Source organism: Leptotrichia hofstadii (genome assembly GCF_007990525.1).
GTDB classification, from domain to species: Bacteria; Fusobacteriota; Fusobacteriia; order Fusobacteriales; family Leptotrichiaceae; genus Leptotrichia; species Leptotrichia hofstadii.
The window spans coordinates 2,137,753-2,161,907 of the sequence record NZ_AP019823.1 but is presented as its reverse complement, the minus strand read 5'-3'; the positions used below and the strand labels follow the sequence as shown (position 1 = coordinate 2,161,907).

The 24,155-nt window shown below is 31.7% G+C and carries 21 protein-coding genes; all 21 read left to right on the top strand.

The genetic code is table 11. From position 1 onward, the window contains the following. Positions 1-24: 24 nt before the first annotated feature. The 21 genes from alaS (at position 25) to sufU (ending at position 24,136) form a co-directional block, all read left to right on the top strand. Positions 25-2,640: an alanine--tRNA ligase gene (gene alaS, locus FVE77_RS10230; protein ID WP_026746816.1), complete on the top strand. Its 2,616-nt coding sequence runs from the start codon at positions 25-27 to the stop codon at positions 2,638-2,640. A 185-nt stretch (positions 2,641-2,825) separates the two neighbouring features. Further along, positions 2,826-3,242 (top strand): Holliday junction resolvase RuvX, encoded by a 417-nt coding sequence (gene ruvX, locus FVE77_RS10225; RefSeq protein ID WP_006805955.1) that lies wholly within the window; start codon positions 2,826-2,828, stop codon positions 3,240-3,242. Positions 3,243-3,499: 257 nt separating this feature from the next. Beyond that, positions 3,500-4,714, top strand: coding sequence for a protein translocase subunit SecD (secD, locus tag FVE77_RS10220; RefSeq protein ID WP_026746817.1), 1,215 nt, complete (start codon positions 3,500-3,502; stop codon positions 4,712-4,714). After that, positions 4,704-5,675: a protein translocase subunit SecF gene (secF, locus tag FVE77_RS10215; RefSeq protein WP_026746818.1), complete on the top strand. Its 972-nt coding sequence runs from the start codon at positions 4,704-4,706 to the stop codon at positions 5,673-5,675. Before secD ends, secF begins: the two co-directional genes overlap by 11 nt. 39 nt (positions 5,676-5,714) lie before the next feature. Next, on the top strand, positions 5,715-6,812 hold the full coding sequence (gene alr / locus FVE77_RS10210; protein WP_026746819.1) for an alanine racemase: 1,098 nt from the start codon (positions 5,715-5,717) through the stop codon (positions 6,810-6,812). A gap of 11 nt (positions 6,813-6,823) precedes the next feature. Continuing rightward, the gene (locus FVE77_RS10205) at positions 6,824-7,405 is read left to right on the top strand and encodes a CvpA family protein (protein ID WP_026746820.1); all 582 of its coding nucleotides are present in this window, start codon (positions 6,824-6,826) and stop codon (positions 7,403-7,405) included. 69 nt (positions 7,406-7,474) lie between these two features. Continuing rightward, positions 7,475-8,572, top strand: coding sequence for an LptF/LptG family permease (locus tag FVE77_RS10200; RefSeq protein ID WP_026746821.1), 1,098 nt, complete (start codon positions 7,475-7,477; stop codon positions 8,570-8,572). Between the two features lie 13 nt (positions 8,573-8,585). Next, complete coding sequence (locus FVE77_RS10195) at positions 8,586-9,662, top strand: LptF/LptG family permease (protein ID WP_026746822.1); 1,077 nt, start codon at positions 8,586-8,588, stop codon at positions 9,660-9,662. Positions 9,663-9,705: 43 nt separating this feature from the next. Then, positions 9,706-10,926, top strand: coding sequence for a M16 family metallopeptidase (locus tag FVE77_RS10190; RefSeq protein WP_026746823.1), 1,221 nt, complete (start codon positions 9,706-9,708; stop codon positions 10,924-10,926). Between the two features lie 63 nt (positions 10,927-10,989). Beyond that, complete coding sequence (gene rodA / locus FVE77_RS10185) at positions 10,990-12,090, top strand: rod shape-determining protein RodA (protein WP_006805945.1); 1,101 nt, start codon at positions 10,990-10,992, stop codon at positions 12,088-12,090. A 3-nt stretch (positions 12,091-12,093) separates the two neighbouring features. Beyond that, entirely contained in the window at positions 12,094-13,080 is a 987-nt protein-coding gene (locus FVE77_RS10180; protein WP_006805944.1) for an RluA family pseudouridine synthase, read from the top strand. A gap of 109 nt (positions 13,081-13,189) precedes the next feature. Beyond that, a complete protein-coding gene (gene accD, locus FVE77_RS10175; RefSeq protein WP_026746825.1) occupies positions 13,190-14,041 on the top strand; it encodes an acetyl-CoA carboxylase, carboxyltransferase subunit beta in 852 nt (283 codons plus the stop codon). Positions 14,042-14,074: 33 nt separating this feature from the next. Beyond that, positions 14,075-15,022 (top strand): acetyl-CoA carboxylase carboxyltransferase subunit alpha, encoded by a 948-nt coding sequence (locus FVE77_RS10170; protein ID WP_026746826.1) that lies wholly within the window; start codon positions 14,075-14,077, stop codon positions 15,020-15,022. Positions 15,023-15,259: 237 nt separating this feature from the next. Continuing rightward, positions 15,260-16,135, top strand: a complete 876-nt coding sequence (metF, locus tag FVE77_RS10165; RefSeq protein WP_026746827.1) for a methylenetetrahydrofolate reductase [NAD(P)H] — start codon at positions 15,260-15,262, stop codon at positions 16,133-16,135. A 139-nt stretch (positions 16,136-16,274) separates the two neighbouring features. Beyond that, positions 16,275-17,087, top strand: a complete 813-nt coding sequence (gene pdxK / locus FVE77_RS10160) for a pyridoxine/pyridoxal/pyridoxamine kinase (RefSeq protein WP_026746828.1) — start codon at positions 16,275-16,277, stop codon at positions 17,085-17,087. 639 nt (positions 17,088-17,726) lie between these two features. Then, on the top strand, positions 17,727-18,617 hold the full coding sequence (locus FVE77_RS10155; protein WP_051254521.1) for an immunity 49 family protein: 891 nt from the start codon (positions 17,727-17,729) through the stop codon (positions 18,615-18,617). A 241-nt stretch (positions 18,618-18,858) separates the two neighbouring features. Further along, a complete protein-coding gene (gene sufC / locus FVE77_RS10150; RefSeq protein ID WP_021744694.1) occupies positions 18,859-19,605 on the top strand; it encodes a Fe-S cluster assembly ATPase SufC in 747 nt (248 codons plus the stop codon). 28 nt (positions 19,606-19,633) lie between these two features. Continuing rightward, positions 19,634-21,046, top strand: coding sequence for a Fe-S cluster assembly protein SufB (sufB, locus tag FVE77_RS10145; RefSeq protein WP_026746830.1), 1,413 nt, complete (start codon positions 19,634-19,636; stop codon positions 21,044-21,046). A gap of 36 nt (positions 21,047-21,082) precedes the next feature. Beyond that, positions 21,083-22,210 (top strand): Fe-S cluster assembly protein SufD, encoded by a 1,128-nt coding sequence (gene sufD / locus FVE77_RS10140; protein WP_026746831.1) that lies wholly within the window; start codon positions 21,083-21,085, stop codon positions 22,208-22,210. 85 nt (positions 22,211-22,295) lie between these two features. Further along, positions 22,296-23,501, top strand: a complete 1,206-nt coding sequence (locus tag FVE77_RS10135) for a SufS family cysteine desulfurase (RefSeq protein WP_026746832.1) — start codon at positions 22,296-22,298, stop codon at positions 23,499-23,501. Positions 23,502-23,695: 194 nt separating this feature from the next. After that, entirely contained in the window at positions 23,696-24,136 is a 441-nt protein-coding gene (gene sufU, locus FVE77_RS10130) for a Fe-S cluster assembly sulfur transfer protein SufU (RefSeq protein WP_026746833.1), read from the top strand. The last annotated feature ends 19 nt before the right edge of the window (positions 24,137-24,155 follow it).

Genomic DNA, 24,155 nt, shown 5'->3' with positions numbered 1-24,155 from the left:
TGTTTTGACAATCTCAAACAAATAATGACAGGAAATGAAATAAGAAAAAGTTTTGTAGATTTTTTTAAATCAAAAGAGCATAAACATTTTGAAAGTGCATCGCTTATACCAGACGATAAGAGCTTATTGCTGACTGTAGCAGGAATGGTACCGTTTAAACCGTTTTTCTTGGGAGAAAAGGAGGCACCATTTAAAAGGATTACGACTTATCAGAAATGTATTAGAACTAATGACTTGGAAAATGTTGGAAGAACGCCTAGACATCATACGTTTTTTGAAATGTTAGGAAATTTCTCGTTTGGAGATTATTTTAAAAAGGAAGCTATTGAATGGTCTTGGGAGTATATAACGAAAGTATTGAAACTGGAAGAGGACAGACTTTGGGTGTCTGTGTATAAAACAGATGATGAGGCTTATGAAATCTGGAACAAGGAAATCGGAGTGCCAGCAGAAAGAATTGTTAGGCTTGGAGAAGAGGACAACTGGTGGGCGGCAGGACCTGTAGGTTCTTGCGGGCCTTGCAGCGAGATTTATTACGATACTCAGAATATGGGAAAAAATAACGAAGAAGCTGACAGAAAGCCGGGAGATGACGGAGATAGATTTTTAGAAATCTGGAATCTGGTATTTACTGAATGGAACAGGCTTGAAGACGGCTCGCTTGTGCCACTTCCAGAAAAAAATATTGACACAGGGGCAGGACTTGAAAGAATTGCTTCAGTTGTACAAAACAAGGATAACAACTTTGATACTGATTTGTTTACAAATATTATAAAAGGTATAAAATCTGTACTTGAAATTCAAGGAAATGAAAATGAGGAAGCAATAAAAATTATTGCCGATCACGTTAGAGCCTCAGTATTTTTGATTGGAGATGGGGTATTGCCGTCAAATGAAGGACGTGGATATATTTTAAGAAAAATTATAAGACGTGCTTTTGGAGCTGGAAGTTCCGCAAAACAGAAGGTTTTTGAAAAAGAGGATATATTTCTTTATAAATTAGTACCTTACGTTCTTGAAACAATGAATGAAGCATATCCCGAATTAGCTGAAAAGCAGGAATATATTGAAAAAGTTATAAGACTGGAAGAAGAAAGATTTGCAACAACTTTGAAAAATGGAACTGAAATGCTTGAAGAAGAAATTCAGAAATTAAAAGCGGAAAATCAGAAAGAATTACCGGCTGAACTGACTTTCAAACTGTATGATACTTTTGGATTCCCGTTTGAACTTACAAAATTAATCTTGGAAAATCAAGGATTTGAAGCATCAGAAGAAGAATTTGAGAAAAAACTGGCAGAACAGGTGCAACGTTCAAAGGATAGCAGAACAACAATCTCTGATATGATAAAAGATGAATTTATAGATGAATTTTTTGAAAAGCACGGAAAAACTGAATTTACTGGGTATTCACAAAATTTTGAAGAAAAAAGCACGCTTTTACATATTGCCAAAAGTGAAGGAATTTCAGGATACGAGATGATTTTTGATAAAACTCCATTTTATGCTGAATCTGGAGGGCAAGTTGCTGATACAGGAATTATCACTTCTGGAGAATTTGAAGGAAAAGTTGTAAACGTGGTTAAAAAACACGATGTCTTTATTCATCAGGTTGAAATCACAAGAGGAATTGCTCCAGCGGTAGGCGTAGAAGTGAAAATGCAAATTGATGTAAACCGTAGAAAAGATATTCAGAGAAATCATACAGCTACACATATTTTACACAAAGTTTTAAGAGAAAATCTAGGAACACATGTAGAGCAGTCCGGATCGCTTGTGGATGATGAAAAATTAAGATTTGACTTTTCACATTACGAAGCAGTCAGTCCAGAAATGATTGAAAAAATTGAAAAAGGTGTAAATGACATTATTTTATCAAATTTACAGGTAAAAATAAATTATGAAAATATTGAAGATGCAAAAGCAAGAGGAGCGATGGCATTATTTTCAGACAAATATGGAGATGTAGTCCGTGTTGTGGAAATTGATGGATATTCAATTGAACTTTGTGGAGGAACACACGTCAAATCAACTGGAGAAATAGGATTATTCAATATCGAGTCTGAAAGTGGAATTGCTTCAGGAACACGTAGAATTACAGCCACAACTGGACATAAGAGCTTGAATTATGTAAACAGGCTTGAAGAAAAAATAAAGGAAATATCTGATATTTTTAGAACAGATGAAAAAAATGTTGTTGATATTATCGAAAAATATATTGGAGATATGAGAGCGGCAGTAAAAGTGCATGAAGAAATGCAGACAAAACTTGTAAAATATGAAATCAATGAAATGCTGGAAAATCTGGAAACAGTAAATGACGTGAAAGTATTAAAATCTTCATTTGAAAATAAAAATGTTGATGAGCTGAAAGAGATTGTGGACAGAGGAAAAGAAAAGATGCAGTCTGGGATCATCATTTTGGGAACAAATAACAATGGAAAGGCAATTTTTGTAGTTGGAGTTACAAAAGACCTGATTTCAAAAGTGAAAGCTGGAGAAATAGTAAAAGTTGCAGCACAAGTTGCTGGCGGAAACGGTGGAGGACGTCCTGACTTTGCACAGGCTGGCGGAAAAGATGGAAGCGCTGTAAAAGAAGCTGTTGAAAAAGCGTTTGAATTTATAACTGAAAAATTATAATAGACCTGCTTTCTAACCATACGGGTATAGATTTGTACAAAAAAAGATATTATTTAGTGAGGGGGTAATCCCCCTTGCAAGCCAATCTAAAAATTATATTTGATTAAGTAAAACTTAACTTTATAAAAAAATAATTTTATTAAATTTATAAAATGGTAAATTGTTTAAGAAATGAGAAATAAAAAATGAAAAAATTTATTGGATTAGATGTGGGAGATGTCAGAATTGGGGTTGCCAAATGCGACCCTTTGGGAATTCTTGCGACTGCTCTCGAAGTGATTGACAGAACAAAGACAAATCCTGTTGAAAGAATAAAGGAAATACTAGATGATGAAGGCACAAAAAAAATTGTAGTGGGAATGCCAAAAAGTCTTGACGGCACGAAAAAACGTCAGGTGGAAAAAGTGGAGGAATTTGTGGAAGAATTAAAGAAAGACATTCCAAATATTCAGATTATCTTTGTGGATGAGCGTTACACAACAACAGAGGCTGAGCATTATTTAAAAAACTATTCCAAAAAGAATGGAAAAGAACGTAGAAAAGTTGTAGATATGGTTGCGGCGTCAATAATTTTGCAAAAATATTTAGATACGTTAGTTTAGAATTATTTTATATAATAATTTCTTTTAACGTAAGGGCATCAAACGCCATGCTCTCTTTCGCAAAACATAGTTATTTTAACATATTTAACTGACTGCTACTTAGAGATAATGGCGAAACGTTCTACGAACTACCCCACTTGACGCAAAATTTTTAATAAAAGTAAATTTTAATGACTAAATAAAAATCAGTAATCTAAATAATTGAAGAATAAATTTATGAAAAATATTTAGATAGAAAAAAAAGAAAGGATAAAAAAATGCAGAATAAAAAATCACATTATGTTTGGTTACTTTTAGTAATTTTTGTTCCAGCTCTTATTTTGTACTTTAATAAAGTAAAACTGGGACTTGATTTACGTGGTGGAACATCGGTTGTATTACAGGCGCAGGGAAAAATAGAGGCTGATACAATGAGCAAGGTTAGAAATATTATTGAAAGACGGGTAAATAGCATTGGAGTTGCTGAACCTGTTATTCAGCTTAGCGGAAATGACAAATTGATAGTGGAGCTTGCGGGGATAAAAGATCCTCAAAAGGCTATTGAATTGATTGGTACGACAGCAAAACTTGAGTTTAGAATAAAAAATAAGGATGGTTCTTACGGGCCTGTTTTATTGGAAGGTTCTGCATTAAAATCAGCAGGAGTGTCTAGGGATCAGGTTGGAATGCCTTCTGTAAGTTTTGAATTAAATTCACAGGGAGCAAATACTTTTGCTAAGATTACAAGGGAAAATATTGGGAAGCAATTGGCAATAATGCTTGATAATAAAGAACAGTCAGCCCCTACAATTAACAGTGAAATTAACGGTGGAAGCGGAATTATAACTGGAAGATTTTCAATGGAAGAAGCAAACAATCTTGCAAATTTGTTAAAATCAGGGGCATTGCCTGTGGAAATTAAAATTGTTGAAAATAGAACGGTTGGAGCGACACTTGGAGTAGATTCGATAAGACAGACTGGGATAGCTGGGCTAATTGCCTTAGGTGTAATTTCAGTATTTATGATTGCTATTTATAAAATACCGGGAATTGTTGCTGATATTGCGCTTTTAATAAATGGAGTTTTAGTTTTAGGACTTCTTAGCGGTATTGGCGCAGCTTTGACGCTTCCTGGGATTGCAGGATTCATCCTTACACTTGGTATGGCAGTTGACTCAAATGTAATTACTTATGAGAGAATAAAGGAAGAATTGCGGCTTGGAGAATCGCTTTACGATGCGGTTGAAAGAGGTTATGAAAATGCCTTTCCTGCGATAATTGATGGAAATATAACAACATTACTTGTGGCAGCGGTATTGTTCTTTCTTGGAACTGGTCCGATTAAAGGATTTGCTGTAACATTGTCGCTTGGGGTAGTGGCTACTGTAATTACAGGAGTATTTGTTTCAAAAGTAATATTAAAGTTATTTATAAAAACATTTAATATAAAAAGAGAGCAGTTGTTCTGGAAAGGAGCTTTGAATGAAGATTAATTTAAAAGTAATAGAGCGTAGAAAACTTTATTTGGGAATTTCGGCAGTAATGGTTATAGTTTCGCTAGTTTCATTATTTGCAATAAAGTTAAATCTTGGTGTAGATTTTAAAGGTGGAGAGCTAATTCAGTTAAAATATGATAAAAAAATTGACCAGAATGCAGTAAATGGGACATTAAACAGCCTAGTTGGGGAAATTCCTAAATTAAAAGCTAAAAGAGTTCAGTTTTCAGATACGGACAATACTGTTATTATAAGAACGGAACAGCTTGATAATACGCAAAAAACAAAAATAATGTCAGAATTAAGCAAAAAAACTGGGAAATATGAAGTTGTGAAAAATGAAACTGTAGGTGCGGTAATTGGTAAGGAATTAACATCTAATGCAATTCAGGCATTGTTAATTGGAAGTATTTTGATTATCATCTATATTACAGTAAGATTTGAATTTATTTATGCAGTGGCAGGCATTGTGGCGTTAGTTCATGACGTAATAATTGCTTTTGGAGTTATTGCAATGCTTAAATATGAGATAGATACACCATTTATTGCGGCAATTCTTACGATTTTAGGATATTCGATTAACGATACAATTGTTGTATTTGACAGGATTCGTGAAAATATTAAAAGAAATAGGGAAGGTAGAAATAAAGTTACATTATCATTTGGAGAAGTGATAGAAAAATCGATAAACCAAGTGTTTACAAGATCAATTTATACTTCATTGACAACTCTATTTTCAGTAATTGTACTTCTGATTTTAGGTGGAGATACATTAAAAACATTTAGCATGACTCTATTTGTAGGAATGCTTGTTGGAACTTATTCATCAGTATTTGTAGCAAGTCCTTTGGTTTATATAATGAAAAAAGGTAAAAATGAGCCTAAAGTTAAAGATGTTATAAAAAGTTCTGGTAAAACAGTAAATGGATATGATGAAAAAGATAAAGTGCTAGTATAATCAAAAATAAAATGATAAATTTAGAAGGTGAATTGAAAAATGCGATGCTGGGCAGAAATAAATATAAATAATTTGTATAGCAATATTGATGAGATAAAAAAAATTGTGGTAAAAGACAAAATAATAGCAGTTATAAAAGCAGATGCTTATGGACATGGGATGCTTCAAATTTGTAATGCTCTTATAAAAAAAGGGATTAAGAATTTTGCAGTTGCAACAAGTGACGAAGCGCTTAAAATAAAAGAACTTCATGATGATATTATGGTGCTGATATTAGGACCTGTGGAAAATGAGTACATGGATTTGATTGCTGATAAAAATATTTATTTTATGGTAACAGATTTTGAGGAAATAGAATATTTGGAAAAAACTGGAAAAGAAAAAGGGAAAACTACAGATGTGTTTATAAAGATAGATACTGGAATGGGACGTGTAGGCTTTCAGGAAAGTGAGACTGAAAAACTGAATGAAATTCTTAAAAATGCCAGTCATATTAATCCAATAGGAATTTTCTCGCATTTTTCATCATCGGATAGTGACAAAGACTATACAAAATTGCAGGAAAGTAAATTTAAAGCAATGTGTGAAAAAATATCAAGTGGAATATCATCAATAAAATACAGACATCTGCACAACAGTTTTGGAACTTTGAAGTTTCAAGATAGCATAGAAGATTTTGTGAGAGTGGGAATTATACTTTATGGAGGGGTTACAGGAGAAGAAACAGCTCCGTATAAATTTAAGCCAGTAATGTCTCTTTTTGCAAAAATTAGCTATATAAAGACATTAAAGGAAGATAGCTTTATAAGTTATGGAAATACTTATAAAGGAAAAGCTGGAAAGACCTATGCTACAGTTTCTATTGGATATGCTGATGGAGTAAGGCGTGACTTGTCAAATAAAGGCTATGTTTTTTATAAAGGATATAAATGTGAAATTGTAGGACGTGTCTGTATGGACCAGCTTATAATTTTACTTCCTGAAGAATTGAAAAATGAAGCTAAAAAAGGCGATGTCGTAGAATTTTTTGGTGAAAATATAAGTGTTGTAGAGGTTGCTGATTTATGTAATACTATTTCGTATGAGATTTTATGTGGAATAAGTCAGAGAGTACCTAGAATTTATGTGGAAAAATAGAGGTAGGGAAAATGATGCTGGATATTGGCTTTATAGTTTTACTGATAATATTTATTTTTCTTGGATATAGAAGAGGATTCTCTTTGGAATTTTTCAATATGTTTAAATATATTTTTATTATTTTTATAACAAATTATATTTGTAAACTTTTTTTTAATTCAGAGAAAATTAAACCTCAAAATCAGTTAAAAATTTTTGTTATTATAGTTTTAGTCCAATGTATTGTCTATTCTGTCGTTCTTATAGCCAATAGAAAATTTTTAAAAAGTATAAAAATAAAAAGATTTGATAAATTTTCTGGAATGATATTTGGAATAATGGAGTTATTCTTTGTTGCAGTTATTGTTTATATTACAGTAATTACAGGATCTATAGGAAGTAAAAGAATACGTGAAATAAGGGACAAAAGCCTTTCTGTTCAGTTTATGACAAAACATGCATTAAAATTTGCAGATTCTTTTCCAAAATTCATAAAAGATGATGTGGAAAGATATGTTGTTAGCCAGAGAGAGAAAGAAGTAATAAATGACGTTTTAAATAATTATAAAAATCCAAAACCAGATAAATTTGAAAAAACAAAAGATATTGAATAAACACCTTGGTACAGAAATAAAAAATGATTATAAGATAAAAAGAAAAATAAAAAAGGAAAATTGATAAAAATGAAAATAATTGACAGATATATTTACAATTCACTTCTTTTGCCGTCAATATTTGGAATTAGCATATTTACATTTATTATGATGTTAAATGTGATAATGGAAGTTATGGAACGTCTGTTTGCAAGTGATTTGCCATTTATATCTATAATAGACTATCTATTTTATGCTATACCGGGAGTTCTTGTGCAGACAATACCTATGGGAGCATTTCTTGGGGTTATGCTTGTTTATGGAGGACTTTCAGAAACGAATGAAATTGTTGCAATGGAAGGTTCTGGAATAGGACTTTTTAGAATAATCCGGCCAGCATTTATTTTTGGAATAATATTGACGTTGATTGGTTTAGGACTTGAAATATATGTAAATCCCCGTGCCTTAAAAAATATAAATGCACAGACAAAACAAATTCTAGCTTCAAAACCAAGTTCATTGTCAGAAGAAAAAGTTTTTTTGACAAATGAGGAAAAAGGTTTCGGATTTTACATTGATGAAGTAAATAATGAAAAAGCTACGGCTAAGAATTTCCTGATTATAAATAAACGTGGAAATAATCCTTATCCAATAGTATTTCTTGCAGAAAATGCAAAATTTGATCCAGGAATTATAAGATTGAAGAAAGTAAAAGGATATGCCTTTGATAAGGACGGTAATAGTCAAGTTTCCGCTTTATATCAGGAGCAGGAAATACCAATCACTACTTTTTTCAGGGAAAATAAGAAGGAAGTTAAAAAAAGCCGTAAGGAAATGAACATAAAGGAACTAAACGAATTTTATAAACAGAACATAAAAAATCCTGAAGAGAAAGAAACTGCGTTAAAGGCGCAGGTGGAAATTTACCAGAGGCTTATAGGACCATTTGCAAGCACGTTTTTATGCTGGCTGGGAGTACTGCTTTCGGTAGGGCATAGACGAAGTGGAAGAGGAATAAGTTTTGGAATAAGTTTGATTGTTATATTTGGTTATATAGGAATGGCAAGTTATGCAAAGATCATGGTGCTAAAAAATAATGTACCTGCAAACATTGCAATGTGGGTTCCTAATTTTGTTTTATTTATAATGTGCATATATTTTTCAATAAAGAAATATAAAGGAAATTAGCGAAAGGAGGAGTATGAATAAATTAGATAAATATATAATTCTAAACTATGTAAAAAGTTTTATTTTAGGAATGATGATGTTTTTCTTAATATTTTTACTAGCTGAAAGTATTAGTCTTACGGGATGGATTATGGACGGAAAGCTTAAAGGACATGACGCCATAAGATATCTGAGATACGGAACACCTGAAATAATAACAAATACAGCTCCTCTTGGAGTTCTGCTTGGAAGCCTTCTGTGTATAAGCAAGATGGCAAAACAGCTGGAAATCGCAGCAATGAAAACAAGTGGAATCAGTTTCGCAAGAATAGCTTTATTTCCAATGATTTTTTCATTTCTTGTAAGTATGGGCGTATTTTGGTTAAATTACGACGCTTTAGGAAAATCAAACACTAAAAAGGAAAATTTAAAATCTTTAAAAATTGATAATAAGGAACCTGTCAAGGCGGAGAAAAAATTTATTTTTGTAAAAATTGACAAAAAAACAGTACTTTTTAGTGAACACGTAAATAAAAATACTGGGACCATGGAGCATATTGAAATACTGAAATTTGAAAAAGGCTTTAAGGAAATAAGCAAAATATACACTTCTCCTTTTGGAAAAATTAACCCAAAAACAAATGAATGGACTTTTAAAGACTTAAAGGAGTACGATGATAAAACTAATTTAATGAAGCCTGCTGATACAAAAAAATTCAAATTTATTGCAAAAATGGAGGATGTACTGGCAAGTCCAGTCAAGGCAAAAAATTTGACAATGCCTGAATTACGTGAAAAGGTAGTTTATTTTACAAGAGTTGGAGCAGATTCCTTAAATTTAAGAATAGAATTTTATTATAGAATATCTTTTGCATTATCTTCATTCGTTATGTGTCTAATTGGACTTTCGCTAGGAAGTAGGTATGTAAGAGGAGGAGCGGCTCTAAATATAGGATTATCTGTAATAATTGGTTACGCCTATTACGGTGTCAGCACGATCTTACGTTCAATGGCAGTATCTGGAGCAGTTCCAATTTATGCAGCTTGTTTTATTCCGTTAATTATATTTTTAATAGTTGGAATAAAATTATTTAGGGATTCTGAATACTAATAAATATTTTTGATTTTTATAAAATGAAAAAGAAGGGAATGGTATGATAGAGAAGATAAGGACAAATAGTGGAATAGAAGTTATTTTTGATAGGCTTGAAAGTATTTCTACCTGCTCAGTTGGAGTATTTGTAAAAACTGGTTCACGAGATGAAAGTGATACGGAGGAAGGAATCTCTCATGTACTAGAGCATATGATTTTTAAAGGAACTCCTACTAGAAATTATTTTGAAATTTCTGAAGAAATTGACTATCTTGGAGCAAATGTGAATGCACATACGACTAAAGAAGAAACAGTTTTTTATATAAATGCCTTAACACAGTTTCTGGGAAAGTCTGTGGATATTTTGTTTGACATTGTTACAAATTCTACGATTGATGAAAAGGAACTGGAAAAAGAAAAAGATGTAATTGTGGAAGAAATTAAGATGTATAAGGATTCGCCAGATGATTTAGTATTTGAAATGAATTATGCAGACAGTATAAATGGGCAGTATGGAAAGCCTATTATTGGAACAGAAGCTAGTGTAAAAGGCTTTACTGCAGATGAAATCAGAAAATATTATAAGGAAAGATACACAAAAGACAATATTTTGGTTGTAGTTTCTGGAAATTTTGATAAAAACGAGATTATTCAGAAAATTGATCAATATTTTTCAAAATTAGGTGATAAAAAGATTGATAGACGTGATAAAATAGATTTTTCATTTAATGCTGGAAAAAAAATTGTTTCAAAAGATATAAATCAAGTTAATATCTGTATTTCTCATCAAAGTGAAGATTATAACAGTAAAAATAAAATATATACGGATATTTTAGCAAATATTATTGGTGGTTCAATGAGTTCTAGACTTTTTCAGGAAATCCGTGAGAAAAATGGACTTGCCTATTCTGTTTATACGTATAATCAATATTATTTATCAGGAGGCCTGACATCGACGTACATTGGAACGAATCTAGAAAATTATGAAAAGGCAATAGAAATAACGCTTTCAGAATTTAAAAAGTTACGTGAAAATGGAGTAACAGAGGATGAACTTCAGAAGGCAAAAAATAAATATATGAGCAGGATTGCATTTGCAATGGAAAATCCACGTTCTAGAATGGGAATTTTGGGAAATTATTATATTAGAAAAAATGAAATTCTAGATTCTGAAAAGATGAAAAATGAAGTCAATGCAGTAAAACTTGAGGATGTAAATAATTTTGCAAAAACTAAATATTTGACGGAAAATATTACAGTTTTGGGGAATATTGACAAATAGGGTAAAATATTTATGTAAAATTTTATAATTTGAAAAATAAAAATAAAGATTTAGGAGTATAAAATGTTTCAAAACCAAAGATTGAATGATATGAGAAATAATATCCTTCGGATAGATAAGATGATATTGCTGCTTGTGTATGCTCTTGTAACGATAAGTACAGTATTTGTGTACAGCGCGACAAGGCAGAGCGGAATGGTTGTAAAAAATATCCTGTGGATCGGGATAGGGACGGTGCTGGTATTTTTAATAGCCGCAGTTGACTATAGAAATGTAAAATACTTTATACGGCATATTTACGGTATATGTGTCATTCTGCTTCTGCTCGTTCGGTTCGCTGGGAAAAAAACTCTTGGAGCGCAGCGTTGGATTGCATTGGGACCGTTTCAGCTGCAGCCGTCAGAGTTTGTAAAAATAGCGATTATTATAATTATTGCCTACTGGATAGTAAACAAGTACAAAAGCGGGATTAATAACTTAAATGACATTATTGGAGCTATTCTTCCAGTAACGCCGCTTATTTTTCTAATTCTTATTCAGCCTGACCTGGGAACAACCTTGATAACAATTTCAGCATTCGTGTTTATGATTTTTTTGTATGGCGCAAACATGAAGCCGATCTGGATAATAGGGATAGTGCTTATGCTGTCAGTCTATCCGATTTACAAGTTTGTACTGAGCGATTATCAAAGGACACGTGTAGAGACATTTTTACATCCTGAAACAGACAGAAAGGGAAGCGGATGGCACGTTATACAGTCTAAAATATCAGTTGGAGCTGGAGGATTTCTAGGGAAGGGAGTGCTGCAGGGGAGTCAGAGCAGGCTGGAATTTTTGCCTGAAGCACAGACAGACTTTATTTTTTCAGTACTGTCTGAAGAGATGGGATTTGTAGGCTCTTCATTGGTTTTACTTTTGTATTTTGCGTTAATTCTTGAAATAATGCGGATATCCCGGATTATTCAGGATGATTTTGGCCGCCTCATATTATATGGCATGGCTGGAGTAATCTTTATGCACGTAGTCGTAAACGTAGGAATGACAATTGGACTTGTTCCAGTTACAGGGAAACCATTATTGCTTATGAGCTACGGTGGAAGTTCGTTCCTAGCTTCATTTATAATGATAGGAATAATTGAAAGCATAAAAATTCATAATACTTAAGAAATGAGGAAAATCTTGGGGAAAAAAGAAGTTGTTGTACATTCTGAGATGGAAGGAATGCGGCTGGACAGATATTTAAGAAAAAATTTTAAGGATGAGCCGCTTAGCAGGATTTTTGGGGCGATAAGGTCTGGAGATGTTAAAATTAACGGAAAAAAGTCAAAGGAGAACTATCGCCTTCTGTTAAATGATAAAATTACAATAAGAAATTTGTCTACAGGAAATACTGAAAAAATAGGAGAAATTGTAAATACATATAAGATAAAGGAACTGAAAATTTTAGAAAAAGATCTGGAAAAATATAAAAAGATGGTTATCTTTGAAAATGATGATTTTTTTATTGTGAATAAAAAGGAAAAAGTTCCGATGCATAAAGGGACTGGGCATAAGTACGGACTTGCTGAAGTCTTTAAGAAAATTTATAAAAGCGATAATATTAATTTTGCAAATAGGCTGGATTTTGAAACATCAGGGCTTGTCATTGGCTGTAAAACCTTGAAGTTTCTTAGGTATATTTCTCAAAAAATTAGGGATAATGAAGTTCACAAAAAATATTTTGCGGTTGTTCATAATAAAAATATTATTAGACGTAATAAACTTGAGAGAGAAAAATTTAATTTGGAAGATTTTAAAATTGAAAATTATTTAACAACATTGGAAAATAAAGTTATTGTTTCAGAAAATCCTGTTTCACGTGAATCTAAAAAAAGCATTACTTATTTTAAGCATGTAAATTTTAACAAATTAAAAAAATCAAAAGAAATATTAAAATTATTTGAAAAAAATAATAAAAATATTTTACTTTTAGATGTTGAGCTGATTACTGGCAGAAAACACCAGATAAGAGCTCAGCTTGCTCACGAAAGCCTTTTTATAGTGGGAGATAAGAAATATGGGATAAAGGATGGCAGTGACAGATTTTTTCTTTGTTGCTATTCAATTTCTTTTGATAACTATAAGTTTTCAATTTCAGATAAGGCATTTTTTTAAAAAAATATTTCGCTCAAAGAAATTTCTAATATAAGTGGAGTATTATATATGGTATTGTAACACCTGTTATTTCAATTAAAAAATATAAAATTCTTGAGAGGTGAAGAAAATGGGTTTATTTTCAAGTAGAAAATCAAAAAATAAATATGTAACACTTACATCCAAATCAAAATTAACAGTTGATGTTGTGGATGATAACAAGTGGAAAAAATGTAATCGATGCAACGAGATCATTTATAATGAGGATTTGAAGAATAACTTAAATGTATGTCCAAAATGTGGAAATTATTTCAGGCTTACAGCGTTTGAAAGAATAGAGCTTCTAATTGATGAAGAAACGTTTCTTGAGGAAGATATGACGCTTAATTCAAAAGATATGCTGAATTTTCCTGGATACGAGGAAAAATTGGAAGTTTCACGTGAGAAAAGCCGTATGTTAGATGGTGTCATTAGTGGAATTGGGAAAATTAACGGAATAGAAGTCAGCATTGCCGCAATGGAATTCAGCTTTATGGGCGGAAGCATGGGTTCGGTTGTTGGAGAGAAGATTACAAGGGCGTTGGAACGAGGGCTTAAACGGAAAATACCAGTTGTGATAGTTTCAAGCTCTGGCGGTGCAAGAATGCAGGAAGGAATCTTGTCGCTTATGCAAATGGCAAAAACTTCAGGAGCAGTAAAGAAACTGAATGAAGCAGGCATTCCGTTTATTTCTGTGCCTGTTGATCCGACTACAGGTGGAGTAACAGCTTCTTTTGCAATGCTGGGAGATGTTATTATAACAGAGCCAAATACTTTGATTGCCTTTGCAGGGCCTAGAGTAATTGAGCAGACTGTAAATCAGAAATTGCCAAAAGGATTTCAAAGGGCAGAATTTTTGCTGGAACACGGAATGATTGACATAATTTCAGAAAGAAAAGATTTAAAAACAACGATTTATAGAGTATTGGAAAAATTAGTGTAAGTTTTAAAATTTTTCAAACGAAAGGATAGAACTATGAGTATAAAAGATGAAATTAAGGAATTGGAAGATAATATAGCCGAGTTAAAAAGATTTTCAGCTGAAAGAAGCATTGATTTTTCTGCTCAGATAACAGAACTTGAAAAAAATCTGGAAGACAAATACAGGGATTTTGAGGAAAACGAGATGGATGCATGGAACAGAATTCAAATTTCAAGAAATCCTCAAAGACCTTACACTTTAGACTATATAAATGAGCTGACTCAGGATTTTGTAGAACTTCATGGTGACAGGCTCTCAAAGGATGATAATGCCATTGTAGGAGGGCTTGCGACAATTGATGGATATAAGATAATGATAATAGGGCAGCAAAAAGGAAGGGATATTGATTCAAATATCTACAGAAATTTTGGGATGGCAAGTCCTGAAGGATATAGAAAGGCGTTAAGGCTAATGAGAATGGCGGAACGTTTTAAATTGCCAATTTTAACATTAATCGACACGGCTGGAGCATATCCTGGAATAGAAGCCGAAGAAAAGGGGCAAGGAGAAGCCATTGCTAAAAACTTGGCAGAAATGTTCGGATTTCGTGTGCCAATTGTATCAGTTGTTATTGGAGAAGGTGGAAGTGGAGGAGCATTAGGAATTGGTGTGGCAGACTCAATTTTAATGCTTGAAAACAGTGTGTATTCGGTTATTTCTCCAGAAGGCTGCGCATCAATCCTTTTTAACGACTCAACAAAAGCCGCGGAAGCCGCAAGAAGCCTAAAAATGGATGCCATCAGTCTAAAGAGCCTCGGAATAATAGATGAAATAATAAAAGAGCCATTAGGCGGCGCTCATAGAAACTTTGAGGAAACAGCTCAAAATTTAAAGGAAATGGTTGTAAAGGAATTTAAACGGATTGACAAGTTCTCTCTAAGGGAACTGCTTAGAAGAAGATACGATAAATACAGAAAAATGGGCGAATTTTTTGAGGAATAAAAGTTATTTTTAATGTTTGAATTAATTTAAAGAATGTTTTATTATATGTTTATACTAAATCCCAGTTAAAAAATAGAAGTAAAATTCTATAATAATTAATTTGACATCTTTGTAAAAAAATCAAATTTAATTTTTAAGTATCCATCTTAAAGATTTTTCCGCGTAAAAAGGCTTTAATTTCATCAATTTTTGATTTCTGCTCTTTAAACGGGAAATAGTATTAATTAGGAGGTTTTAATGAAAATAAAAGATATGTTTGAACAGAAGGAGCATCTTATTTCCTTTGAGATTTTTCCACCAAACAAAAATTTTTCGCAAGAGAAATTAAAAGAGGTGACGGCTGAACTAGTGGAGTGCAAGCCTGATTTTATTAGCGTTACATACGGTGCAGGCGGGCAGACTAAAGGCGGGACTATTGAAATGGCTTCTCACATTAAAAATAATTTGAAAACAGAAGTTTTGGCTCATTTAACTTGTGTTGGAAGTAAGAAAAGCGAAATTCACGATTATTTACAGGAAGCAAAAAGTAAAAATGTAAAAAATATTTTGGCACTTCGTGGAGATATTCCGCAAGGAGAAACAGAAGATATTTATAACAAGGGAGATTATAAGTACGCTTCTGAACTGATTAGCGACTTGAGAAAAAACAGTGAATTTGATGATTTTTCAATTGGCGGTGCGTTTTATCCAGAAACTCACTATGAAAATAATGATTTGGTTGATCTTTTTCATTTGAAGAATAAAGTTGAGGCTGGAACAGATTTTTTAACTTCTCAAATGTTCTTTGATAATGATATTTTTATAAAATTTAAGGAGCAGGCAGAAAAACTAGATATAAAAGTACCTTTAGTTGCAGGAATTATGCCAGTTACAAATGCAAAGCAGATAAAAAGAATTATAGAGCTGTCAAAATGCTCTGTACCTCACAAATTAGATAAATTACTGGAAAAATACGGAGATAATCCAGAATCTATGAAAAAGGCTGGAATAATGTACGCAAGTGAACAAATTATAGAATTATTAGCTTATGGAATCAAGGGAATTCATATTTATACAATGAATAAACCTGAAATAGCAAAGGAAATTATGAAAAATATTGAATTTGCAAGATAAATTTAAAATTTATTTAACAAATTAATTTTTGAAATGTTTTGATTGTATAGATGTTTTTATCATATTATTTTTTATAAAAACAAGGGTTATTGATAATTTGAAACTGAAATAATTAAAATACAAAACAGGAGGTACTAAAATGTCTATAAAAAAAGTATTAACAATTGCGGGATCTGATACAAGCGGGGGAGCTGGCATACAGGCAGATCTGAAAACGTTTCAGGAAAGAGGGGTTTATGGAATGAACGCCCTGACAGTTATTGTTACAATGGATCCTAGAAATAGCTGGGCTCACAAAGTTTTTCCAATTGAATTGAATGTTATAAAAGAGCAAATTGATACAGTTGTAAATGGAATTGGAGTGGATGCATTAAAAACTGGCATGCTTCCTACAGTTGAAATTATTGAATATGTAGGTTCTATTTTAAAAAATTGTAAAAATCCAGTTGTTATAGATCCCGTTATGGTATGCAAAGTGAGCAGCGGTTCTACTGAAAATCTTTTCCCAGAAAATGTAATTGCCATGAAAAATCATTTATTGCCTTACGCAACTGTCGTTACACCAAACTTATTTGAAGCCGCGCAGTTAGCTGGAATGGAAAAAATTGACACGCTTGAGGAAGCGAAGGAAGCGGCTAAAAAAATATGTGACTTAGGTGCAAAAAATGTTGTTATAAAAGGAAGAAAATTTTTCGCTGGAGAAAAATCAATTGATTTCTTATACGATGGAAAAGATTTTGAATTTTTTGAATCTGAAAAAATTGATACAGAATGGAATCACGGTGCAGGATGTACTTTCTCCGCCTCAATCACAGCAGAACTGGCAAAAGGTTCCACAGTAAGCGAAGCAGTTGCTACTACAAAAAAATTAATCACAGAAGCCTTGAAACAGTCCTTTAAATTAAACGACTATACTGGACCTTTAAATCACAAGGCATTTGCTTTGAAATAATAAGTAATAAAAATATGTTTTTTAAAAAGTATTCTCTTTGGAGTAGGTGTTTAAGAGGATACTTTTTTTGTAAAATTTTAACTTATCATAAATTGCAATATTAAATGCAACATTTTTTTATCTGAAAATCAAACAGGAGAATATAAATAATGGAAAAAATTAGTCTTGAAGAATTGAAGGATTTGTTATTAATACTAAACTCTTTTGAAAATAGGAATAAATTTTTATAATAGCTATTTCATAGCCATTCAACTAATTACTATGTTTTTGTAGGATTGCTCATTGCCGCAAATCCTACAACCTATGGCTAGTCTACGACATTTTTCTGCACTGACAAAAAACTCGCTATGCTCAAACAGTTTTGCCAGCACAGAAAAATGCTCCGACGGATTAGTTTATGGTAGACTCTGTTTAAAAAATGAAAATTATATTTTAATTAAAAATATTAGTTTTTTATCCTTTTTTAGAAAAGTTTTTAATAAATTCGCTGTTTAAATGGGGTTTAGTATAAAGAAACAAATAAATGTTCAGCGATTACAAAAGAAGTTTTTTAAAAATGATAAGGAAACATACAATGGAGCGATGTGATTTTTCAGATTAAGAAAATAATAAAAATTAGATTGGAAATGAGGAATATAAGTGAATATTTTAATTGATGAACAAAAGTTCAAAGAAAATTATGAAATTTTATCTGATTATAAATTTGATTTTGAAATGGAAAAAAGATGTATAGATTACATTAAAAATAAAAAGGGAAATCAGTTATCCTGTATGAGAACATTATCATCAGGGTATAAAGTACTTGCTTCAAAAAATTTATTGATAGAAAATAATTTAAATTCTTTTAGGTTAAACTGTCATATTTCAGAAAAATTAAAAATTTTAGGAACTTCTAAAGAATCAAAACTTTATAAGGCTAGCTATAGTTTATTTGGATTAATTATGTCAAATAATAAAGAATGGATAAGTTTTTTAAAAAATAATTTAAACTATATAACTTCAAATGATTTTAATTCAAAAGAGAACACCTATATAAAATCAAAAGATTTACATCGAAATTCTTTTTTATCAAAAACAACTATTTTAGCACTATTAGGAGATTTTGAAGAAGTAGAAAAAAGAAGCAAAAAATATTTGGAAGAACCATTAACTAAAAGTTATTATGCATATACAAAATATGATTTTATGTTTTTTGAAGCATTAGTAAATAAAAATACAGAAAAAATGAAACGAGCAATACATAAATTATTAGAACCTAAAATAGCTAAGAAAATTCTTTTTGATACAGATATTAATTATAGTTTTTATTTGAATATTTATGTATTAATGTATTCTAAAATAGCATTATTACATGGATTTGACTTAGGAATTAATGATAAAATGGCTCCTAAAAATTTAATTGATAATACCTCGCTACAAAGTTATGAAGAACCATACGATTTTATGAAAAAAATAGATTTGGTAACATTGACACCTGAAAAATGGAAAGAATGGACAGAAGATTATTCAATAATTGTACCAATTACTTAATTTAAATATTAAAATACAAATTATCATATAGAAAAATATAAATAAATTATTTTCATAATTGATTTTATTACAATTTTTTGATAAAATATATAAGTACAATTTGATTTGATAAACAAATAAATTTATGATAAAATCAGTTTATGAAATAATTAAAAATTGATATGTTTCACTCAAATTTTTGCTTTGATTAAGTTTAGTGAAATTTAGATATATTTAGAAAAATTTTGGAGGTAAAATTAACATGAGTTTGTTAGAATTGAAAAACGTAAAATCTGAAGTAGAGGGGAAGGAAATCTTAAAAGGACTGAACTTGACTATAAATAAAGGAGAAGTTCACGTAATTATGGGACCTAACGGAGCAGGAAAATCTACGCTTGCAAGTATTCTTGTGGGACATCCAAAACACGAATTAGTTGATGGAGAAATTATTTTGGATGGAGAGAATATTAATGAAGATGCTGTTGATGAAAGAGCTAAAAAAGGAATTTTCCTATCATTTCAATATCCTGAAGAAATACCAGGGCTTACTGTGGAGGACTTTTTGAGAACGGCAAAAGAGGCTGTTACTGGGGAAAAGCAGTATTTAATGCAATTTCATAATGAATTAGTGGAAAAAATGGAAAAGCTTCACATTAATCCTGAATATGCAGATAGACATTTGAATGTTGGATTTTCTGGTGGAGAAAAGAAAAAGAATGAAATTTTACAGATGGCAGTTTTAGAGCCAAAATTGGCTATTCTGGATGAAACTGATTCTGGACTTGATATCGATGCAACAAAAGTTGTATTTGAAGGTGTTCAAAAGTTAAAAACTAAAGATACAGCTTTGCTTATAATTACACACTATGATAAAGTGCTGGATTATTTAAAGCCTGATTTTGTTCATATTTTGATGAATGGAAAAATTGTTAAGACAGGTGGACAGGAATTAGTAGAAAGCATTGAAAAAGATGGCTATGCTAAAATGAAGGAAGAATTAGGATTATAATTAATACAGAATAGAAAGTGTGGGAATAATGGAAAATAGAAAAAAAACATATGTTGCAGACATTGAACGTGGTGTCTATGATATAAAAGACGAAGGACGTTATAAATATAAGGCTGAAAAGGGACTTACTCCTGAAATTATCAAAAAAATTTCAGAAAGAAAAAATGAGCCTGAGTGGATGAAAGAATTTAGATTAAAGGCATTAGAAGTTTACAATTCAAAACCTATGACTGACTGGGGTCCAGATTTATCAGATCTTGATGTAAATGATATTGTGCATTATTTAGAACCTGATTCGGCACCTATGAATGAAAACTGGGATGATGTACCAAGCTATATAAGAGATACATTTGACAGACTTGGAATTCCTGAGGCTGAAAAGCAGTCACTTGCAGGAGTAGGAGCACAATATGATTCGGAAGTAGTTTATCACAGCATTCATAAAGAATTGAAAGAACAAGGTGTAATTTATACAGATATTGAAACTGCAATGGTGGAATATGAAGATATGCTAAAGGAATATTTTATGACATTAATTACAGTTAATGATCACAAATTTGCGGCATTACATGGAGCAGTATGGTCTGGAGGATCATTTATCTACGTTCCAAAAGGAGTAAAGGTAAATATGCCTTTACAATCATACTTTAGATTGAATGCACCTGAAGCAGGGCAATTTGAGCATACGCTTATTATTGTGGACGAAGGAGCTGATTTGCATTATATCGAGGGATGTTCTGCTCCAAAATATCAAAAAAATGCATTGCATGCAGGAGCGGTTGAATTATTTGTAAGAAAAGGGGCAAGATTAAGATATTCAACAATTGAAAACTGGTCAAGAAATATGTACAATCTTAATACAAAAAGAGCAATAGTGGAAGATGATGGAGTAGTTGAGTGGATTTCTGGATCATTTGGATCAAGAGTTTCGATGCTTTACCCAATGAGTATTCTAAAAGGTGATCGTTCAAGATGTGAATTTACAGGAGTTACATTTGCAGCGGCTGGACAATATTTGGATACAGGATGTAAAATTATTCATCAAGGAAAACAGACAAGTTCGACAGTTCATTCAAAATCAATTTCCAAAAATGGAGGAACAGCATTTTATAGAGGGCTTTTAAAAGTATTGCCAGAAGCAACTGGAGCAAGATCAACTGTAGAATGTGAATCATTAATGCTGGATAATGAATCAACTTCAGACACTATACCAATAATTGATATAAATAACGATAGCGTTGATATTGGACATGAAGCAAAAATCGGAAGAATAAGCGACGAAGCAATATTTTATCTTATGTCAAGAGGTATAAGCGAAGATGAAGCAAAGGCGATGATTGTAAGAGGATTTGTTGAGCCAATTTCTAAGGAGCTTCCGCTTGAATACGCTGTAGAGCTTAATAAATTGATAGAGCTGGAACTTGAAGGAACTATTGGATAATTTAAAGACATTGCTTAAAAAACGAGAGGAGTAAAAATGTTAGAAAAATCAAGCATACAAAATCTTGATAACAGTGATTACAGATTAAAAATTTTTGAAGAATATAAAACACTTGAAAAAGTTAATTGGAAAAGGGTTGGCTATAAATATGAGGAGCCTGAAACTTTTAAGGAATTTAATAATCTGGAAGTTAAAAATGAAAATCAAGATGGAGTTGTTATAAAAAATATAAATGATTCCCTGCAAGAACTTGAAAGTTTAAAAAATGATAATGATTATGGATTGGGAGATTTTTTCAAGAAACAGAACTTTGCTTTTTATAACGAAGGGAAATATTTGAAAATAAAAGAGAGAAAAATTGTTGAAAAACCAATTTACTTAAATTATCGGGCAAATAAAGAAAATAATTTTTTAGTTGACTACAATGTTATTGAAGTAGAAGATTTTGCAAAAGTTACGGTAATTATTACTTATGATTCAGAAGACGACACACCAGTTTATCACAATGGAATTATAAAAGTGTTCACTGGGAGAAATGCAGAAGTAAAAATTATAAAAATACAAACTTTAAATACAAAAAGTTCTAATTTTGAGTCATCAAAAATTGAAACTTTGGGTCAAGGAAAAACTCAATATTACAGCGTTGAACTAGGTGGAAAGATTAATGCAATAAGTCATAAATCTTATCTTGAGGAAGATTCATCAGAAGTTTATGTGTGGCCTGCATACCTTGCTGATGAGGACAGAAAGCTGGACTTGGAGTATTCAGTAGTATTCCGTGGACGTAGAACAGTTGGTGAGCTTCAAGGAAGAGGAGCTGTAAAAGATACAGCTAAAAAAGTATTTCGTGGAAACCTTTACTTTAAGCAAGGTTCGAGCAAGTCTGAAGGACGTGAAGGGGAATTTGCCATTTTGTTAAATGATAAAATAAAAGCTGACTCTATTCCGACATTATTTTGTAGTGAAGATGATGTTATCGGAGAACATGCCGCTTCTGTCGGAAAAGTTGATGAATCAAAATTATTTTATTTAATGAGCCGTGGACTTTCTGAAGGAAGAGCAAAAAAATTGATAGTTGAATCTTCATTCCGTCCAATAATGGATAACATCGATGATGAAAAATTAAGAGAAAAATTATTTGAAGAGCTGGAAAGAAGAATTTAAAATAAAAAATATGAATTTGAAAAATTACCCACAAAGTGATATAATTTTTTATTGCTTGTGGGTAAAATTGTATAGGGAGGGAAAAATGGACTATAGAAAAGAATTTCCAATATTTAAGAATAGAAATAATCACTATCTTGATACAGCGGCAACTTCACAAAAGCCTAAAAGAGTGCTGGATAAAATTATGGAATATTATGAAAAATATAACGGCAATCCAGGACGTGGTTCGCATACCTTGTCTATGGAAGCCTCAAACTTGATGGCAAATGCACGTAAAACTGTACAGAAATTTATTAATGCAGAATATTCGGAAGAAGTAATCTTTACCAAAAGTACTACAGAATCAATCAATTTAATCGCCTATTCTTATGGAATGGAATTTATAAATGAAAATGACGAGATAATTCTAGGAATTTCAAATCATCACGCAAACATTGTCCCTTGGCAGTTTGTAGCTAAAAAGAAAAATGCCAAGATAAAATTTGTTTATCTTACTGAAAATGGACAATTTGATATTGAAGATTTTAAAAATAAATTGTCAGATAAAACAAAACTTGTAGCTGTTTCCGCTGTGGTAAATGTTACAGGAGTTATTCAGCCAATAAAAGAAATTATTGAAATTGCACGAAACAAAAATAAAAACACACGCATTCTTGTGGATGCTGCACAGTCGATGCTGCATTTTAAACATGATGTTCAAGAACTGGATGCAGATTTTCTTGTATTTTCAGGACATAAATTATTTACACCAATGGGAATTGGGGTTATGTATGGGAAAAAGGATATTCTTGACAAAATGCCGCCTTTCTTATACGGTGGAGATATGATTGAATTTGTAACAGAGGAGGAATCAACGTTTGCACCGCTTCCAAATAAATTTGAAGGAGGGACTCAGAATGTGGAAGGGGCAGTAACTCTGGAAGAGGCAATTAATTTTATTGAAGAAGTAAGTTATGAGAAAATTAATGAAATTGAAAATTCTCTTACAGAAATTGCTTTAGAAAAATTGAAAAAGCTAGATTTTGTAGAGACATATTTTACAAAAGATGTTGAGCGTGCTGGAATTATTGCCTTTAATGTAAAAAATGTGCATTCTCATGATGTGGCATTTATACTTGACTCGTATAATGTAGCAGTCCGTTCGGGGCATCATTGTGCTCAGCCTTTAATGAAGTATTTAGGAGTCCCTTCGTGCTGCCGTGCAAGTTTTAGCATTTACAACAATGAAGAGGATATTGATAAACTGATAGAAGGGCTTTTAAAAGTGAAGGAAGTTTTTGAATTATAGGAAAAATAGGCAGTGTCTTAAAACTCAAAATCTATGTTAGTTTTAATATTTTTTAATTTTATAAATTAGATAAATTACGATAAAATCAGTGTTTGTTATTTTGAATTTTGAAAAATTTGCTAAAAATTTATCATTTTTATAGTTTTCAGACACGCCCTAAATAAAAAGAAAAAAATTTGAAAAGGAGGTTTAATATGAATTTAGAAAAAATATACCAGCAGACAATACTGGAATACAGCAGACGTAAGGAACTAAACCGTGAAATCGAAAATCCGACATTTGCAGAACGTGGGCATAATCCAAACTGTGGAGATGACTTGACACTTGAAATAAAAACTGACGAAAATGGAGTAATAACAGATGCCGCTTTTATTGGAAGCGGATGTGCCATTTCAACGGCTTCTATGGCTATGCTGATTGACTTGGTAAAAGGGAAGACAATGGAAGAAGCAAAGGAAAAAGTAAATTTGTTTTTCAAAATGATGAAGCAGGAAGAAAAACTGACAAGTGAAGAAAGCAAAAAATTAGGAGATGCTGTTCTTATGGAATATGTGGCTCAAATGCCTGCAAGAGTAAAATGTGCGACACTTAGCTGGCATTCGTTAAAAGTAATTGTGGATAAGAGTGAAAAGTAGAATAAATAATAAAAAAAGC

Coding starts and splice junctions, on each gene's coding strand:
- alaS (WP_026746816.1), top strand. CDS start 25: ATGACAGGAAATGAAATAAGAAAAAGTTTTGTAGATTTTTTTAAATCA.
- ruvX (WP_006805955.1), top strand. CDS start 2,826: ATGAAAAAATTTATTGGATTAGATGTGGGAGATGTCAGAATTGGGGTT.
- secD (WP_026746817.1), top strand. CDS start 3,500: ATGCAGAATAAAAAATCACATTATGTTTGGTTACTTTTAGTAATTTTT.
- secF (WP_026746818.1), top strand. CDS start 4,704: ATGAAGATTAATTTAAAAGTAATAGAGCGTAGAAAACTTTATTTGGGA.
- alr (WP_026746819.1), top strand. CDS start 5,715: ATGCGATGCTGGGCAGAAATAAATATAAATAATTTGTATAGCAATATT.
- FVE77_RS10205 (WP_026746820.1), top strand. CDS start 6,824: ATGATGCTGGATATTGGCTTTATAGTTTTACTGATAATATTTATTTTT.
- FVE77_RS10200 (WP_026746821.1), top strand. CDS start 7,475: ATGAAAATAATTGACAGATATATTTACAATTCACTTCTTTTGCCGTCA.
- FVE77_RS10195 (WP_026746822.1), top strand. CDS start 8,586: ATGAATAAATTAGATAAATATATAATTCTAAACTATGTAAAAAGTTTT.
- FVE77_RS10190 (WP_026746823.1), top strand. CDS start 9,706: ATGATAGAGAAGATAAGGACAAATAGTGGAATAGAAGTTATTTTTGAT.
- rodA (WP_006805945.1), top strand. CDS start 10,990: ATGTTTCAAAACCAAAGATTGAATGATATGAGAAATAATATCCTTCGG.
- FVE77_RS10180 (WP_006805944.1), top strand. CDS start 12,094: ATGAGGAAAATCTTGGGGAAAAAAGAAGTTGTTGTACATTCTGAGATG.
- accD (WP_026746825.1), top strand. CDS start 13,190: ATGGGTTTATTTTCAAGTAGAAAATCAAAAAATAAATATGTAACACTT.
- FVE77_RS10170 (WP_026746826.1), top strand. CDS start 14,075: ATGAGTATAAAAGATGAAATTAAGGAATTGGAAGATAATATAGCCGAG.
- metF (WP_026746827.1), top strand. CDS start 15,260: ATGAAAATAAAAGATATGTTTGAACAGAAGGAGCATCTTATTTCCTTT.
- pdxK (WP_026746828.1), top strand. CDS start 16,275: ATGTCTATAAAAAAAGTATTAACAATTGCGGGATCTGATACAAGCGGG.
- sufC (WP_021744694.1), top strand. CDS start 18,859: ATGAGTTTGTTAGAATTGAAAAACGTAAAATCTGAAGTAGAGGGGAAG.
- sufB (WP_026746830.1), top strand. CDS start 19,634: ATGGAAAATAGAAAAAAAACATATGTTGCAGACATTGAACGTGGTGTC.
- sufD (WP_026746831.1), top strand. CDS start 21,083: ATGTTAGAAAAATCAAGCATACAAAATCTTGATAACAGTGATTACAGA.
- FVE77_RS10135 (WP_026746832.1), top strand. CDS start 22,296: ATGGACTATAGAAAAGAATTTCCAATATTTAAGAATAGAAATAATCAC.
- sufU (WP_026746833.1), top strand. CDS start 23,696: ATGAATTTAGAAAAAATATACCAGCAGACAATACTGGAATACAGCAGA.